Origin of the sequence: Massilia putida, from assembly GCF_001941825.1 — a bacterium.
GTDB classification, from domain to species: domain Bacteria; phylum Pseudomonadota; class Gammaproteobacteria; order Burkholderiales; family Burkholderiaceae_D; genus Telluria; species Telluria putida.
Genome location: NZ_CP019038.1, coordinates 6,580,355 through 6,597,041, shown reverse-complemented (window position 1 = coordinate 6,597,041; position 16,687 = coordinate 6,580,355). Strand labels below are relative to the sequence as shown.

The following is a 16,687-nucleotide window of genomic DNA, read 5'->3' as shown; positions in this document are numbered from 1 at the left end:
ACCGCGACATGCGCCCGCTCGCCGGCGCCGCCATGCTCATCGTCGCGATCACGCTCACGCTGGCCGGCCTGTTGGCATGGAGCTATCACGGCACCATCGCCCGCGAGCAGACGAACCTGCGCAACCTGGCGGAAGCCTTCGCCGCCCAGACCCACTACGCCACGCTCGCGCTGGACCTGGCGCTGGCGCGCGCCACCGAGCGTGCGCCGGAGAACGGCACGATCGCCGCGATGCCCGGCGGCGCCATCGAAGACATTCCGGCGCGCGTCCGCCGGCTCGGTCCCGATGCGTCGCTCCCGCCCGCGCCGGACGGCGCGCCGCGCATCGGCATCAATCTGCCCGCCCGCGCCGGCGACCCGGCCACGATCACCCTGACCCGCTCCCTGCCCGACGGCAGCAGCGCCGTCATCGAGACGGACGCCGCCTACTTCCAGCGCATCTTCGACTCGGCCGACCTGGGCCGCGGCGGGTCCGTCACGCTCCACCAGCGCAACGGTACGATGCTCGTGCGCAGCCCGACGCTGCCGAACGTGATCGGCCATTCCTTCATCCACACGCCGCTGTTCCAGACCCATCTGCCGCGCGCCCCCGTCGGCGCGTTCGAGGCGACGAGCCCGATCGACGGCGTGCGCCGCCTGTACGGCTACAGCGCCGTCGCCGGCTATCCGCTCGTGATCGTCACGGGGCGCGACCTGTCCGACACGCTGGCCGTGTGGCGCGGCTGGCTCTGGGTCGCCATCGTCGCCTGGGCGCTGCTGTCGGCGACGATCGCGCTGCTGGCCTGGCGCACGAGCCGCGAGACGGTGCGCCTCGCGCGCAGGTTCCGCTACCTGAAGGCGATCCTCGATTCGCTCGCGACGCCGCTGTGGGTGCTCGACGAGGCGCGCCGCATCGTGCTGTTCAACCGCGCCTTCCTGCAATTCACGGGCCGCGGGGAAGACGCGGTGACGGGACGGTTCGAGGCGGACGTGCTCGACCCCGCCGGCGCGGACGCGCGCGCGGACCTGTACGCGCGGAGCACGGCCGACGGCGTGCGTGCGCTCGAAGCGGAAATCCGCGACGGCACCGGCGCCACCCGCACGGTCATCCAGCTCGCGGCGCGCCTGACGAGCGAAGGCGACGCCGCCCAGATCGTCAACAGTTTCACCGACATCACGGAGCGCAAGCAGGTCGAGCTGCGCCTGGCATACCTGGCCGACCACGATCCGCTGACCGGGCTGCCGAACCTGAACCGCCTGCGCCGCGTGCTGGCGGACGCCCTCACCGACGCGGCCGTGTGCGGCGGACAGGTCGTGCTGCTGTTGATCGCCCTCGAACGCCAGCAGGAAGTGGCCGACCTGCTGGGCCACGAAGCGGGCGACGACGCCGTGCGCGAAGTGGCCGCGCGCCTGGCCGCGCTGGCGCCGGCGCCGCTGTGCATCGCGCGCGTCAAGGCCAACGAGTTCGGGCTGGTGCTGCCCGCCGGACCGGCGCACCGCCCGGCGGATGCCGTCGCGCTCGAGCTGTACGCGCTGCTGTCGGAGCCCGTCCGCGTGGGCGGGCGCGAATTCCACCTGGCGCCCGTGATCGGCATCGCCCTGTATCCGCAGGACGCCGGCTCCGCCAACGAGTTGATGCGCCTGGCCGACATCGCCAAGCACCGTGCGCGCAGCGAAGCGGGCGAACCGGTGCACTTCCATTCGGAGTCCACACATATCCAGCTGAACGAGCGCCTCACCATCGAGGAGCAGTTGCGCCACGCGCTGGAGCGCAACGAGCTGGTGCCCCACTACCAGCCGAAGGTCGACATCGCGACGGGACGGGTGACGGGGTTCGAGGTCCTGCTGCGCTGGAACAGCCCGGTGCTGGGTGCCGTGTCGCCCGCGCGCTTCATCCCGATCGCGGAGCAGACGGGGCTCATCGTGCCGATCGGGACGTGGGTCTTGCGCACGGCGTGCGCGCAGGCGAGCCGCTGGGCGCGCGAGCACGGCATCGCGACGCGCATCGCCGTCAACCTGTCGATCCGCCAGTTCTACCAGAAGGACCTGCTCCAGGTGATCGCCGGCGCGCTGGCCGACGCCGACCTCACGCCGGACGCACTGGAACTGGAGATCACGGAAAGCATCGCGATGAGCCGCGTGGACGTCGTCGAACGCCTGCTGGGCGGCATCCGCGACCTGGGCGTGGAACTGTCGATCGACGATTTCGGCACCGGCTATTCGAGCCTCGCCTACTTGAAACGCTTTCCCGTGCAGCGCCTGAAGATCGACCGGGCATTCGTGCGCGACCTCGGGCGCGATGCCGACAGCGCGGCCATCGTCCGGTCCGTCGTCGCGCTGGGACACGGCCTGCAGATGCGCATCGTGGCCGAAGGCGTGGAGACCGAATCGCAGTTGGAGATGCTGCGGTCGCTCGGCTGCGACGAGTTCCAGGGTTATCTGTTCGCGCGGCCGATGGAGGCCGGCGTGGTGCCGGCCCTGCTGCGGCGGGCGTCAAACGCGTGAGCGCACCCCGCGCCGAGGCCGGCCGCCCGGCGGTGGCTGGACCGGACGGCCCGGTGCCGGCACGTCGGCCGACGCGGCGAGATGAGCCCAGGCATCGAACCCTACCTTCAGCACGCGCAGCCGGTCGTAGGCGCGCTGCAGCGCCGCCCGTCCCAGCACGAGGCGCAGCGGACCCCGGCCGGCGGCAACGGCCTGCATGATGGCCTGGGCGGCGCGCGCCGTGTCCACCTGGGCCGCGCCGCTCGCGCGCACCGCGCGGCCGGCCAGGCCGTCGTAATCGGCAATGCCGCTGGCGCGCGGCGCGGCCATGTCGCCGTCGCCGCTGCCCGGATCGACGAGCGTGACGCCGATGCCGAGCGGTTCCACCTCATAGAACAAGGCTTCCGCGAGCGCTTCCAGCGCGGAGCGCGCGGCATGGCCGAAGCCCTCGAACGCGGGCGCCTGCACCGAGGCGCAGGTCAGCATCACGATGTGGCCGGCGCGGCGCGCGCGCATGCCGGGCAGGACGCGGCGCGCCAGGTTGATCGGGCCGAACACGTTCTCGTCGAACAGCGCGCGCATGGCCCCGTTCTCGCCCTCCTCGATCGCGCCCGCATAGCGCTGCGCTGCGCTCATGGCCAGCACGTCGATGCGGCCCCACTGCCGCTCGGCGCAAGCGACGGCCATATCGATGGCGGCGGTGTCCGTCACGTCCAGCGCCAGCGCGAGCGCGCGTCCCGGGTGGCGGTCGACGAGGGCCTGCAGCCGCGAAGGCAGCCGCGCCGCGAGCACGGCATGCTGGCCGGACGCCAGCACGGCCTCGGCCAGCGCGGCCGCCAGGCCGGTCGTGGCATCGGCGATGAACCAGACGGGTTGCTTCGTATCGGACATCATTCCTCCTCGCTTCGTAGGGCCCGTGATACTGCAAACAAGGATTCTAGATGCTGTCCGGGTAGGGTTCCATAGTCGATTTTCCGAAAGTCTTGCCTAATATTCCAAACATCATTCAATCGAGGGGCGGCATGCCGTAATAGTCCGGCGCACCGTCCAGCAGGACGTCGATGCGGTCGAGCACCACGCCCGGGTCGAGCGCGCGCACCGTCAACGTATGCATGCCCGGCTCGAGCCGCCCCGCGCGCCACGTGCGCACCGCCATATTGGACAGCACGTCCTCTTTCCATCGTTCGCTGCGCCCGGCCGTCGCCGTGTCGATCACGGCGGGCACGCCACCATCGAGGCTGACCGCGAAACGCACGCCGTCGCCGGCCGTGAGCGGGTGCTCGGGAACGGCCACGAGGCGCAGCAGCGCGTCGCCGTCGCTCGTCGTCGCGAAGCGGTAGGTCAGCGGTGCGTCCGGCACCTGGTCCAGGCGCGCGCGCATGGCCATGCCCGACGTGCCGAGGCCCGGCAGCAAGGTCCAGCCGCGCGCGGAGTCGGCCGTGCCGGCGCGCAGCACGACGGCCCGTTCGCGCTCGCCGGGCACGCCGGCGCTGGCCTTTCCTTCCGTCTTGAGATGCACGTCGAGCCGCTTGTCGCCGCATTGCAGCGACAGCGCCGGCGCCGGCGCCGCACTGCCGTCGTAGCGCAGCGCGATGCGCCGTTCGTGGCCGTTCGCGGCGTCGAGCATGCCTTCGTCCGCGTCCGCGCGCACGCCGCGGGCGAAGCGCACGGACCAGCTTACGTCCTGGCCGCCATAGCTCACCAAGGTCACGGTGCGCGTCGACGGCCGTCCCGTCGTCAGCGTGAGCCGGTCGCCGTCGACGGAGAACGGCGCCGGGTAGACGATGCCGCAGCCGCGCCGGGCCGATGCGCTCCACGCCGGGTACTCGGGTTCCGCGAACACGGGCAGGCGGCGCGGGTTGACATCCATGATGCCCGCCCACTTGCCGCCGTGGAGGGCGTTGTACGCGGCCGCGTCGGCGACGAGCGCCGCCTGCGCCGCGCGGGCCTGGCTCACGTACAGATTGCTCGACGGCCGCTGCTGGCGCGCGTATTCCGCCGCCAGGTCCAGTTTCAAAATCCGCGTGTTCAGGTTGGCGGCCGAGCGCACGGGATACAGCACCAGTTCGAACCAGGCGTCGCGCAGCGGCGCCGGCATGCGCGCGGCCAGCGCTTCGGCACGGGCGACGAGCGCGCGGTAGTCCGCCAGGCGGCGCTCCGCCTCGTCGCCGCCGGTGCGCACATACGCTGTCGTACGCACCGGCCGCGTGGGCTCCGTCTGGCTCCAGCCCATGAATTCGGGACGGCGCTCCCACGCGAGCCGGTAGTACTCGCGCAGGATCGCGGCGGCCTCGCGGCCGTGCTCCTGTCCGAATTGTGCGGCGGCCCAGGCCTCCAGGTGGCGCGCGGGGTCCTGCCGCAGGACGCCGGCGTCGAACGCGGCGTCGAGGAAGTACTGGACGAGGTATTCGGCGGGCTTGATGTCGCCCACGTTCAGCACCCACAGCCGGCGCGCGTCCATCGTCCAGGCGCGTTCCAGCTGGTCGCGGATGAGCGAAGGATGGGTCGTGCCGAGCCACAAGTAGTCGTGCGGCCGGCCCCAGTACGACACATGGTAATAGATGCCCGCCCCGCCCGGCCGGCGGCGTTCCTTGTCCGTTCCCAGCTGCGCGAGATAGCCGTAGTTATCGTCCGGCCACACGAGCGTCACGTCGGCCGGCACGGCGAGGCCGAGGTTCCAGTAGTCCAGCACTTCCTTGTACATCGTGAAGATTTGCGGAATGCGCTCGGCCGGCTTGTTCCGCGCGCGGCTCAGCATGGCGCGCTGGGCGCGGAACACGTCCTGCAGCGTGTCGCGCGCCTGTTCAAGGCTCGCCGCCCCTTCCATCGCCGAATCGTGCACGCCGCGCAGGCCCAGCGACGTCACGGTCTCCGTGCCCTTCACGGCCTCGATGCGGCCGCGCCAGTAATCGAGCAGGCGGTCGCGGTTCGTGAACCAGTTGAAGGGGCCGAAGTCCTTCTTCCACTCGCCGACGTTGTTGCGCATCATCGGCTCCGCATGCGACGTGCCGACGACGATCGCGTAATCGTCCGCCACCTGCGCATTGTCGGGGATCGCGTAAAACGGCTTGGTCGATTCGTGCATCGCGGGCCAGATCAGATTGGCCTTCAGGCGCCACAGCAGCTCGAACACGCGGGCGTACGTCGTCGGGCCGATGTCGCCGGCCGGGTCGAACGTCTTCGCGGCCCACGGCTGCAGGCCCCAGTCCTCGTCGTTGATGAAGATCCCGCGGTACGCCACCGACGGCGCGGGCGACACGCGCAGCGCGCCGTCGACCACGGGACGGTCCACGTGCGCCGGCGCGACGTCGGCCCACCATTCCCACGCCGACACGCCCAGCTCGCGCGCCACGTCGACGACGCCGTACACGGCCCCCCGCCGGTCGGCGCCGGCGACGAGCAGCAGCGCGCGTCCGCGCGGGTCCGCACCCGCCACTCGCAGGTAACGCTCCGACTGCCCGGCCAGCGGCGCCAGGTCCACACCCAGCGCCCGTGCCGCGTCGCGCACGAGCGGCGAATCCGCCGTGCCCACGACGATGCACCGCCGTGGACAATCTGCCAGGCGCGTCGTGCGCGCGGGCACGAGGCCGCTCACGCGTTCGACGTCGCGCCCCAGCATGTCGGCGGCCAGCCGCATCGTGGCCTGCTCGTCGTGCACGATGACGGGCGGCTGGCCGGGCGCCTCCAGCTCGAACGCCCGGGCGTGGGCGAGACCGGCGACGAGCGCAAGCATGAGAGGAAGGGGTTTGTACATGGCAGACCAGGGCGAAGCTGACCTGCCCATGGTAGTGCGTCACCGCCGCTCGCCGGGCGGCGCCGGGGAAATGATCAAGAAATTGATCATAAGCACTGGACCTTCTAGGACTTTACTCATACACTGCCGATGATTGCGCTACCATTAAGAATGTTATAACAAAAGCCGATCGCCTTCCCCGGAGGAGACTATGCAAGACACGCGTCACAAGGCCGCGCGCCGGCTCGCATCCGCGCTCGCCATCGCCCTGGCGGCCACCGTGCTGCCCGCCGTTTCACCCATCGTCGCCCACGCCCGGGCCGCGACCGACCGCCTGGCGCCGCGCCAGCGCATCCTGCTGGACGACGGCTGGCGCTTTCACGCGGGCGATCCTGCGGGCGGCTCCGCGCCGTACTTATATGATGTGCGGCCGGAAGTGACCGCGTCCGCCGACGGCAAGGTGGCGGACGCCATGCCCGAGGAAGCGGCCAAGGTCGCGCGCGCGCACACGCCCGTGCTGAAACCCTGGATCCTCCCGACCGGCAACGCCTTCATCCGCGACCCGGCCCACCGCCACGCGCGCCCGGCGGCGGAACCTGCCATCGACGCCCCGTTCACCCGCGCCGCGTTCGACGACAGCGCCTGGCGCGCCGTCACGCTGCCGCACGACTGGGCCATCGAAGGCCCGTTCCTCGCGACGGGCCCGTACGGCGGCATGGGCCGCCTCAAGACGTGGGGCCCGGCCTGGTATCGCCGCAAGCTGGACATCCCCGCTGCGGACCGCGGCAAGCAGATCTTCCTCCACGTGGGCGGGGCCATGTCGTACGCCAGCGTGTGGGTCAACGGCCACCTCGCGGGCGGCTGGCCCTACGGCTACAACTCGTTCCGCATCGACCTGACGCCCTGGCTGCGGCCGGGCGCGGTCAACCAGCTCGCGATCCGCCTCGACAACCCGCCGGAATCCGCGCGCTGGTATCCGGGCGCGGGCCTGTACCGCGACGTGTGGCTGACGAAGACGGCGCCCGTCCACGTGGGCCAGTGGGGCGTGACGGTGACGACGTCCGAGGCGACGCCGCAGGCCTTGGCCGAAGCGGCGCGCGTCGCGTGGCGGATCGCGCTCGACAACGACGGCCCCGCGCCTGCCGAGGCGACGGTGACGACGGAGTTGTACCCGCTGGACGAGCATGGACGCGTCGACGGCAAGGCCGTCGCGACGACCGTGTCGGCCCCCGTGATGGTCGCGGCGGGCGCGAGCGGCACCGTCAGTGGCGCGACGGTTGTGACCAAGCCGCGCCTGTGGGGTCCCCCGCCCACGCAGACGCCGCACCGCTACGCGCTCGTGGCCACCGTGCGCCAGGACGGCCGCGTCGTCGACCGCTACGAGACGCCGTTCGGCATCCGCACCGTGCGCTTCGACCCGGACCGCGGCGTCATCGTCAACGGCGAACACATCCCCCTGCGCGGCGTGAACAACCACCACGACCTGGGCGCGCTGGGCGCCGCGTTCAATGCGCGCGCGGCCGAGCGCCAGCTGGAGATCATGCGCGCGATGGGAGCCAACGCCCTGCGCATGAGCCACAATCCGCCCGACCCGCAGCTGCTGGACCTCGCCGACCGCATGGGCTTCCTCGTGATGGACGAGGTGTTCGATTCCTGGCAGCGCAAGAAGACGCCGCTGGACTTCCACCTGATCTTCCCCGACTGGCACGAGCAGGACCTGCGCGCGATGATCCGGCGCGACCGCAATCACCCGTCCATCATCCTGTGGAGCGTGGGGAACGAAGTCGGCGAGCAGTACACGGGCGAAGAAGGGGCCACCGTCGGCCGCGAACTGGTGGCCATCGCGCACGAGGAAGATCCGACCCGGCCGACGACGACGGCCATGAACTACGCCAAGTCGGACATGCCGCTGCCTGCGGAGGTCGATGTCATCGGCCTGAACTACCAGGGCGAAGGGATCCGCCAGGATCCGGAATTCGAAGGCACCGACCGGATCCGCACGCCACCGCAGTACCCGCTATTCCATGCCAGATTCCCGGACAAGACGATCCTCAGCACCGAATCCGCGTCGGCCTTCAGCAGCCGCGGCGTCTACCTGTTCCCGGTGCATCCGACGAACAGCTCCATTGTCCGCGATGGCCGCGGAGGCGATTCGGCGAACCAGCAGGTCAGCGCCTACGAACTGTACGCCGTCGATTTTGGCGCGTCCGCCGACAAGGTGTTCGCCTCACTCGACCACAACCCCTACGTGGCCGGCGAATTCGTCTGGACCGGTTTCGACTACCTGGGCGAGCCGACACCATACTACGGCGCGCGCAGCGCCTACTCCGGCATCGTCGACCTGGCCGGCTTCCCGAAAGACCGCTATTACCTGTACCAGTCGCGCTGGCGCGCCGACCTGCCCATGGTGCACGTGCTGCCGCACTGGACGTGGCCGGACCGCGTCGGCCTGGTCACGCCGGTGCACGTGTTTACGTCGGGCGACGAGGCCGAGCTGTTCGTCAACGGCAAATCGCAGGGGCGCCAGAAAAAGGCGCCGTACGCCTACCGCTTGCGCTGGGATGCCGTGACGTACGAACCGGGCGAGATCACGGTCGTCGCGTACAAGGACGGTCGCGAATGGGCGCGCGAGACCGTGCGGACGGCGCTCGCCCCAGCCGCCCTGCAGGCACAGGCCGACCGCACGGCGCTCGCGAGCGACGGCCGCGACCTGGCGTTCGTCACCGTGCGCATCGTCGACAAGACGGGCGCCCCCGCGCCGCGCGCGAAAGACCGCGTGCGATTCACCGTCGAGGGCCCCGGGGAACTCGTCGCCACCGACAACGGCGATCCGACGAGCTTCGAGTCGTTCCAGTCGCCGGAACGGGCCGCGTTCAACGGGCTGGTGCTGGGCATCGTGCGGGCGAAGGCCGGCGCCGGCGGCACCATCACGGTGCGCGCGGCCGGCGCCGGGCTGGCAGGAACGGCGGTAACGTTGCGCAGCCGGCCAGCGACGGACTAAGATAATTTCCCAATTGCAAAATCAGCTGTCGAAAATTTTTACATCTCTCGGCGCGAAACGTGAGAGTTCTTGGGATTTTATGCCCAAGTCATTGATTTAAAAGATAGGGGTTTGATCTGGCACGTGATTTGCACAGATTGTGACGTGCTTGCAGACAAGCGCTGGACTATCCCCCCGATACCTTAAACCAGCAGATGACTTGGAGCTAACATGATCAAATCGTTCCGCAAACTAATTCCGGTTGTTGCCGCCCTCGGCTTCGCTTTCGCCGGATCGTCGGCACAAGCTTTCACCCTGAAGGACGGCACCAACGTCCTGTCGACGGGATCCACCACCCTGGACTGGAACACGACCGGTAGCGGCGTCGCCAAAGGCGTCGGCCCGTTCGGCGCCCCACTGACCGTGGGCCAGAGCTTCCAGTTCCTGTACCAGTCGAACCTGGCCAGCGTCGACGGCGACACGACCGCCGCGTTCAACGGCCTGGACTTCAACGCCAACGGCGTCAAGGGCGCCGGCAAGAATTTCGAATTCACGATCGTCGCCAAGCTGACCGAAAAAGTGACGAGCCTCACCGGCAACACCGCCACCTTCGGCCTGGATCCGACCTCGACCAACAACAAGGTCGCGATCTACTATGACACCGCGGCCAACGCATCGACCACCGGCGGTACCGGTTTCGACGACGGCACGCTGATCGCCCTGCTGACCATCGTGCCGACCAACACCCAGTCGACCTTCACGATCGCCGGCGCCGGCGGCCAGGGCTCGACCAAGATGACCGCTCTGCAAGTCCAGCCTGGCGACTTCATCGACCCGAACTATCTCGAAGGCGTGTCGGCCATGCTGTTCGGCGTCAAGTTCGAGTCGGACCTGAACTACCCGGCCGGCAACTCGGCGACGACCAACTTCCACATCGGCGGCAGCAGCCTGTTCCCTGACTACCACGTCGGTGCCAACGACATCGTGTTCAAGGTCGACGGCTCGAACACCTTCATTAACGCGGTGCCGGAACCGGGCACGATGATGCTGCTGGGCATGGGCATGCTGGGCCTGGTGGGCGCACAGCGCCGCCGCCGCGCGCCGAAAGCCTGATCGGTCGTTCGGATCGGCCTTCTGAAAACCGCGGTCTCGGCCGCGGTTTTTTCATGGCGCGGTTCGCGTTAAGTGTGGAATCTTTTCGGCATTCCCGCAGTCAAACGGTCCACCTGAACCGTTGAGTGGATGGCCGATCGGCCTTCGCGGCGTGGCCAGCCGCGACCTGGCGAATTATGTCGGCTGGCGTCGTCCTCACAGCGGCGCCGGGCAAATTCACGACTTCACGCAAACAGCGCCTGTCACACGTCCCTCGGCGACATCCTGCTTTTGTTCAAGAACTTTTTCACAAACATAACGTGACGCGGCTCATCGACGCTTGGTGCTAAGCTGGCCCTGCATCGCACCAACGGAGGGCCTCGCCATGTCGGAAGCGCGTCATGAAGTCGTCGTGATCACGGGTGCCAGCGCGGGTATCGGCCGCGCGGCGGTCCAGCAGTTCGCCCGGCACGGCGCTCGCATCGCGCTCATCGCGCGCGATCCCGACCGCCTGGAGGCGGCGCGCGCCGAGGCCGAGCGCCTTGGCTCGCCGCAGGCCATCGCCATCTCCGCCGACACGGCCGATTACGCCCAGGTCGATGCCGCCGCCGAGCGCGCGGAAACGGAGCTGGGTCCCATCGACATCTGGGTCAACAACGCGATGGCCACCGTGTTCGCGCCGTTCGCCGACATCGCCCCGGACGACTTCCGCCGCGTCACCGACGTCACCTACCACGGCTTCGTATGGGGCACCATGGCCGCGCTGAAGCGCATGCGGCCCCGCAACCGCGGCACCATCGTGCAAGTCAGCTCGGCGCTGGCGTACCGCTCGATTCCCCTGCAATCGCCGTATTGCGGGGCCAAGCATGCGATCAAGGGGTTCACCCAGTCCGTGCGGACGGAACTCGAACACGACCACAGCGACATCCACCTGGCCGTCGTCGACATGCCCGGCGTCAACACGCCGCAATTCGAGTGGTGCAAGACGACGCTGACGCACCACCCCAAGCCGATCGGCACCTATTACCAGCCGGAGCTGGCGGCCCGCGCGATCTACTGGGCGGCGCATGCGCGCCGGGCCGAGATCTGCGTCGGCTACCCCACGGTGACGACCATGCTGGCCGAGAAATTCATCCCGCGCGTGCTCGACCGCTACCTGGCGCGCAAGGGCGTGGCCGGCCAGCAGCGCGGCGACACCATCCCGGCCGACCGCCCGGACAATCTGTGGCGTCCCGTGCCCGGCCCGTATGCCGCGCACGGCACGTTCGACGCCGGCGCGGCGACGTCCAGCATGCAGCTGTGGGCCACGACGCACCGCGGCTGGCTGCTGGCCGGCATGGGCGCGGCGGCGGGTGTCGCCGGCCTTGCCTTGGGGCTGCGCCAGCTGCGCCGCCACTGATCCGGACAACGAACTTCAAGAGGAAACGACATGAGCAAAACGGTGGGTGACTTCTTCGTCGAACGCCTGTACGAATGGGGCGTGCGCACCATCTTCGGCTACCCGGGCGACGGCATCAACGGCGTGCTGGGTGCGCTCGACCGCGCCAAAGGCAAGATCCAGTTCATCCAGGTGCGCCACGAGGAGATGGGCGCCTTCATGGCCGCCGCGCACGCGAAGTTCACGGGCGAACCGGGCGTCTGCCTGTCGACCGGCGGCCCCGGCGCGGCGCACATGGTGACGGGCTTGTACGACGCCAAGATGGACCACGTGCCCGTGCTGGCCATCACGGGCCAGGCGCCGACGACGTCGCGCGGCGCCCACTACCAGCAGGAGCTGAACCTGGAGCGGCTGTTCCAGGACGTGGCGGACTACGTCTACGAGGCGAGCCAGCCGTCGCAGGTGCGCCACCTGCTCGACCGCGCCATGCGCACGGCGCTGGGCAGGAATGGCGTGAGCGTCCTCGTGCTCCCGAACGACGTGCAGGAAAAGCCGTACGAAGACCCCGCCCGCAAGCACGGCAACGTCTTCTCCGGCATCGGCTACACGAAGCCGCGCGTCGTCCCGTACGAGGCCGACCTGGTGCGCGCGGCCGACGTGCTGAACGCGGGCAGCAAGGTCGCGATCCTCGTCGGCGCGGGCGCGCTCCAGGCGACCGACGAAGTCATCGCCGTGGCCGAGCGCCTGAAGGCCGGCGCGGCCAAGGCCCTGCTGGGCAAGGCCGCCCTGCCCGACCACCTGCCGTGGGTGACGGGCTCGATCGGCATCCTCGGCACGAAGGCCAGTTGGGAACTGATGAGCAATTGCGACACCCTGCTGATGATCGGCACGGGTTTTCCCTACGCCGAATTCCTGCCGAAGGAAGGCCATGCGCGCGCGGTGCAAATCGACATCGACCCGTCGATGCTGAGCATCCGCTACCCGGCCGAGGTCAACCTGCACGGCGACAGCGCCGAGACGTTGCGCATGCTGCTGCCGCTATTGAAGGACAAGACCGATACCGGCTGGCGCGAAAAAGTGGAAAAGGAAGTGCGCGACTCGTACAAGCTGCTGGAGGAACGGGCGCTGGCGTCCGCCAACCCGATCAATCCGCAGCGCGTGTGCTATGAACTGTCGCCGCTCCTGGCGCGCGACGCCATCGTCACCAGCGATTCCGGCTCCTGCGCCAACTGGTATGCGCGCGACCTGAAGGTACAGCGCGGGCAGATGTATTCGCTGTCCGGCGGCCTCGCGTCGATGGGCGCGGCGGTGCCCTACGCCATCGCCGCGAAGTTCGCCCATCCGGACCGCCCCGTGATCGCGCTCGTCGGCGACGGCGCCATGCAGATGAATAATATGGCGGAGCTGATCACCGTGTCGAAATACTGGAAGCGGTGGAAGGACCCGCGCTGGATCGTGTGTGTCTTCAACAACCAGGACCTGAACCAGGTCACGTGGGAACAGCGCGTCATGGAGGGCAACCCGAAATTCGAGGCGACGCAGCAGATCCCGGACGTGCCTTACCACCGCTTCGGGGAGCTCATCGGGCTGAAAGGCATCTTCTGCAACGATCCCGACAAGGTGGGCGAAGCGTGGCGCGAAGCGCTGGCGTCCGACCGGCCCGTCGTCCTCGAATTCAAGACCGATCCCGAAGTGCCGCCGCTGCCGTCGCACATCACGCTCGAACAGGCCAAGCACTTCATGACCACCATCGGCAAGGGCGACCCGAGCGAAGGGTCGATGCTGGCCGGCGTGGCGCGCCAGGTGCTCAGCACCATCCTGCCCGGGGACAAATCGTGAGCGCGGCGGCGCCCGCGGACGCGCGCCCGCTGGCGCGCGGGCTCGGCGCCGCCACCCTGGGCCTGGCGCTGGGCGCGTTGCTGCTCGGGCGGGCCGCGTCCGGCCGCAGGCTGCCCGCGCCCGCGCCGGTGCCATTGCCGGCGGCGCGTCCGGCCGGCGCCACGGACGCCGCGCCGCAAGCCCGCCGGCTGTACCAGGCGGCCGCCATGCTGGCCGCGTCCGTGCTGAGCGACAGCGCGCTGGAACACTACCGCGCCGACTTCGAGAATCCGGGCATGTTCGCGCCGCTCGCCAGCGCGGCCGTCTTACTGGCGTGCGCGCTGCGCGGGACGCGGTCGGCCGCCCCCTATGCGACCGCGTGCGCCGTCGGCACGGCGGGACTCGGCTTCCACGCCTACAACGTGCTGCGCCGGCCCGGCGGCCTGTCGTGGGCCAATCTGTTCTACGCGGCACCGCTGGGTGCTCCGGCCGCGCTGGCATTGGCCGGCGTGATCGGCCTCGCCGCGCGCCCCGTCGCCGCGGGCGCGACGACGCTCGCCGGCCTGCCCAGCGGACGCGCGCTGTGCGGCCTCGCCGCGTTCGGCCTCGCCGGCACGAGCGCGGAAGCGGCCCTGCTGCACTTCCGCGGCGCCTTTCAGCATCCCGCGATGTGGGTGCCCGTCAGCGTGCCGCCCGTGACGGCCCTTCTGCTGGCCGGCGCCGCGCTGCCGCATGCGCGCGGTCCGCGCCGGCTGACGAACGCGCTGCTGCGAGCCTGCACGTGGCTGGGGGTGCTGGGGATGGGATTCCACGCGCGCGGCATCGCGCGCCAGATGGGCGGCTGGCGCAACTGGAGCCAGAACATCCTGGCCGGCCCGCCGCTGCCGGCGCCGCCCAGCTTCAGCGCGCTGGCCCTGGCCGGCCGCGCGGCGCTGGCGCTGCGCGCGGCGCAGGAGGCGGCATGAACGAGGACCATCCCACGCCGCCACGCTTTCCCGGCTACGACGTCCTGGCCAAATGGGACAGCCCGTCGTTCGACGACGTCACGCGCGACGTCCTCGCGCACCGCCTGGATGTCGTCCCGCCCCGGCGCTGGCTGACGGCCGACGAATGGGAACTGCTGGACGCGATCAATGCCCGCCTGCTGCCCCAGCCCGAGCGGGCGAATCCGATTCCGATCACGCCGTGGATCGACGCGATGCTGTTCGACGACCGCGGCGAAGGCTACCGCCATCCGGACATGCCCCCGCTGCGCGACGCCTGGCGCCAGGGCCTGGCCGCCGTCGACGACGAAGCGCGCCGCGTGCACGACCTGCCCTTCGCACGCCTGGACACGGCCGCGCAGGACGCCGTGCTGCAGCTGCTGGCCGACGGCCGCGCCGCGTCGCCCCGCTGGCAGGGCCTCGATGCGAGGCGCTTCTTTATCCACCACCTGCTCAAGACGGCGGCCGGCTTCTATTACGCGCATCCAGCAGCATGGAACGAGATCGGCTTCGGCGGCCCCGCGAGCCCGCGCGGCTACGTCCGGCTCGGCTTCGACAGCCGCGACCCGTGGGAAGCGAAGGAGGCGCGGTGAGCGCGGGTCATTCGCCGCGCACGGGCGCCGGCCGCGCCCCCGACGTGTTCGAGCGCGGCGGCTGGGTGACCATGCGCGAATATGGCGACGACGAGCCGGTCGATTTCGCCATCGTCGGCGCGGGCGCGGGCGGCGCCACGCTCGCGTGCAAGCTGGCGGAGGCCGGCTTTTCCGTCGTCGTGCTCGAAGCCGGGCCGTTCTGGCGGCCTCTGGAAGATTTCGCATCGGACGAGGAAGCGCAGCAGCAGCTGTACTGGCTCGACGAACGCCTTTCCGGCGGCGCCGACGCGCTGGCCCTCGGCGGCAACAACTCCGGCTGGGGCGTGGGCGGATCGACCGTCCACTTCAGCATGATCTCGCTGCGCTTCCGCCCCGACTGGTTTCAATCGCGCAGCCGGCTGGGCTACGGCGTCGACTGGCCCATCACCTACGAGGAGCTCGCGCCGTATTACGACGAGGCGGAGCGGGCGCTGGCCGTGTCCGGGCCCGTGCGCTATCCGTGGGGACCGCCGCGCCGGCGCTATCCGTACCGCGAGCACGAGATGAACGCGGCCGGCCTCGTGCTGGCGCGCGGCGCGGAGAACATGGGGATTCCGTGGGCGTCCGTGCCGCTGGCGACCGTGTCCGCGCCGCGCGGCAAATCGCCGCCGTGCGTCTACCGCGGCTTCTGCAACTTCGGCTGCGCGACGAACGCCAAGCAGAGCGCGCTGATCGTGTGGATCCCGCGCGCGCTGGCCGCCGGCGCGGAAGTGCGCGACCTGGCGATGGCGGGCCGCATCGAACTCGGCCAGGACGGCCGCGCGCAAGGCATCCACTACCGCAGGGGCGACCAGTGGCGCTTCCAGCGGGCGCGCAACGTCGTCGTGTCGGGCTATGCGATCGAGACGCCGCGCCTGCTCCTGAATTCCGCGTGCAACCGGTTCCCGCACGGCCTGGCGAACGGTTCGGGCCTCGTCGGCACGCACCTGACGACGCACGCCGGCCCCGGCATGTGGGCCCGCTTCGACGAGGAGATCCGCTGGTACAAGGGGCCGCCCAACATGGCCGTGTGCGAGCACTGGAATTACACCGACACGGGCAAGGACTTCCACGGCGGCTACGCCTTCATGAGCCAGGGCCCGCTGCCGCGCGCGTGGGCCCAGCTGCTCGTGACCGAAAAGAACCTGTGGGGCGCGGCGCTGCGCCGCGAGATGCGCGACTATAACCATATGGCCGGCCTGGTCGCCGTCGCCGAGACGGAGCCGCGCGCGTGCAACCGCGTGGAACTCGCGGACGTGCGCGACCGCCACGGCCTCCCCGTCGCCCACGTGACGTTCGCCTACTCCGACAACGACCGCCGCATGCAGGACCACGCGCGCCGCTTCATGGGCGCGATGCTGGAAGCGGCGGGTGGCCACGACGTGTGGACGAGCGACGACACGAGCCACATCCTCGGTACCTGCCGCATGGGCAGCGACCGCGCGACGAGCGTCGTGAATGCCGATGGCCGCAGCTGGGACGTGCCGAATCTGTGGATCTGCGACGGCTCGCTGTTCCCGACGGCGGGCGGCGTGAATCCGTCGCTGACGATCCAGGCCCTCGCCTGCCGCATGGGCGCGCGCATCCGGACCCTCGCGGCGCGCGGCGAATTGTGAAGAAGGACGACAGC

General features: G+C 70.0%; 10 protein-coding genes. 8 read left to right on the top strand and 2 right to left on the bottom strand.

The window, feature by feature from the left end; genetic code table 11:
* Positions 1–8: 8 nt before the first annotated feature.
* A complete protein-coding gene (locus BVG12_RS31570; RefSeq protein WP_075795866.1) occupies positions 9–2,483 on the top strand; it encodes a bifunctional diguanylate cyclase/phosphodiesterase in 2,475 nt (824 codons plus the stop codon).
* On the opposite strand, the gene BVG12_RS31565 is transcribed toward BVG12_RS31570, so the two are convergent.
* Positions 2,472–3,353, bottom strand: a complete 882-nt coding sequence (locus BVG12_RS31565; RefSeq protein ID WP_169926851.1) for an SDR family NAD(P)-dependent oxidoreductase — start codon at positions 3,351–3,353, stop codon at positions 2,472–2,474. The two genes, BVG12_RS31570 and BVG12_RS31565, sit on opposite strands and share 12 nt — an antisense overlap.
* Positions 3,354–3,468: 115 nt before the next feature.
* Positions 3,469–6,216, bottom strand: a complete 2,748-nt coding sequence (locus tag BVG12_RS31560) for a glycosyl hydrolase 115 family protein (RefSeq protein ID WP_075795864.1) — start codon at positions 6,214–6,216, stop codon at positions 3,469–3,471.
* Positions 6,217–6,406: 190 nt separating this feature from the next.
* Here BVG12_RS31560 and galB point away from each other — a divergent pair, with 190 nt between their 5' ends.
* The 7 genes from galB to BVG12_RS31525 all read left to right on the top strand — a co-directional run bounded on the left by galB (position 6,407) and on the right by BVG12_RS31525 (position 16,673).
* Positions 6,407–9,196 (top strand): beta-galactosidase GalB, encoded by a 2,790-nt coding sequence (gene galB, locus BVG12_RS31555; RefSeq protein WP_075795863.1) that lies wholly within the window; start codon positions 6,407–6,409, stop codon positions 9,194–9,196.
* Between the two features lie 210 nt (positions 9,197–9,406).
* Positions 9,407–10,288 (top strand): PEP-CTERM sorting domain-containing protein, encoded by an 882-nt coding sequence (locus BVG12_RS31550; protein ID WP_075795862.1) that lies wholly within the window; start codon positions 9,407–9,409, stop codon positions 10,286–10,288.
* A gap of 364 nt (positions 10,289–10,652) precedes the next feature.
* Entirely contained in the window at positions 10,653–11,666 is a 1,014-nt protein-coding gene (locus BVG12_RS31545) for an SDR family oxidoreductase (protein ID WP_075795861.1), read from the top strand.
* A gap of 30 nt (positions 11,667–11,696) precedes the next feature.
* Positions 11,697–13,484, top strand: a complete 1,788-nt coding sequence (locus tag BVG12_RS31540; RefSeq protein WP_075795860.1) for a thiamine pyrophosphate-requiring protein — start codon at positions 11,697–11,699, stop codon at positions 13,482–13,484.
* A 206-nt stretch (positions 13,485–13,690) separates the two neighbouring features.
* The gene (locus BVG12_RS31535) at positions 13,691–14,428 is read left to right on the top strand and encodes a hypothetical protein (RefSeq protein WP_075796678.1); all 738 of its coding nucleotides are present in this window, start codon (positions 13,691–13,693) and stop codon (positions 14,426–14,428) included.
* Entirely contained in the window at positions 14,425–15,039 is a 615-nt protein-coding gene (locus BVG12_RS31530; RefSeq protein ID WP_075795859.1) for a gluconate 2-dehydrogenase subunit 3 family protein, read from the top strand. The genes BVG12_RS31535 and BVG12_RS31530 overlap by 4 nt, the downstream gene beginning before the upstream one ends.
* Positions 14,940–16,673: a GMC family oxidoreductase gene (locus BVG12_RS31525; protein ID WP_083685557.1), complete on the top strand. Its 1,734-nt coding sequence runs from the start codon at positions 14,940–14,942 to the stop codon at positions 16,671–16,673. The genes BVG12_RS31530 and BVG12_RS31525 overlap by 100 nt, the downstream gene beginning before the upstream one ends.
* The last annotated feature ends 14 nt before the right edge of the window (positions 16,674–16,687 follow it).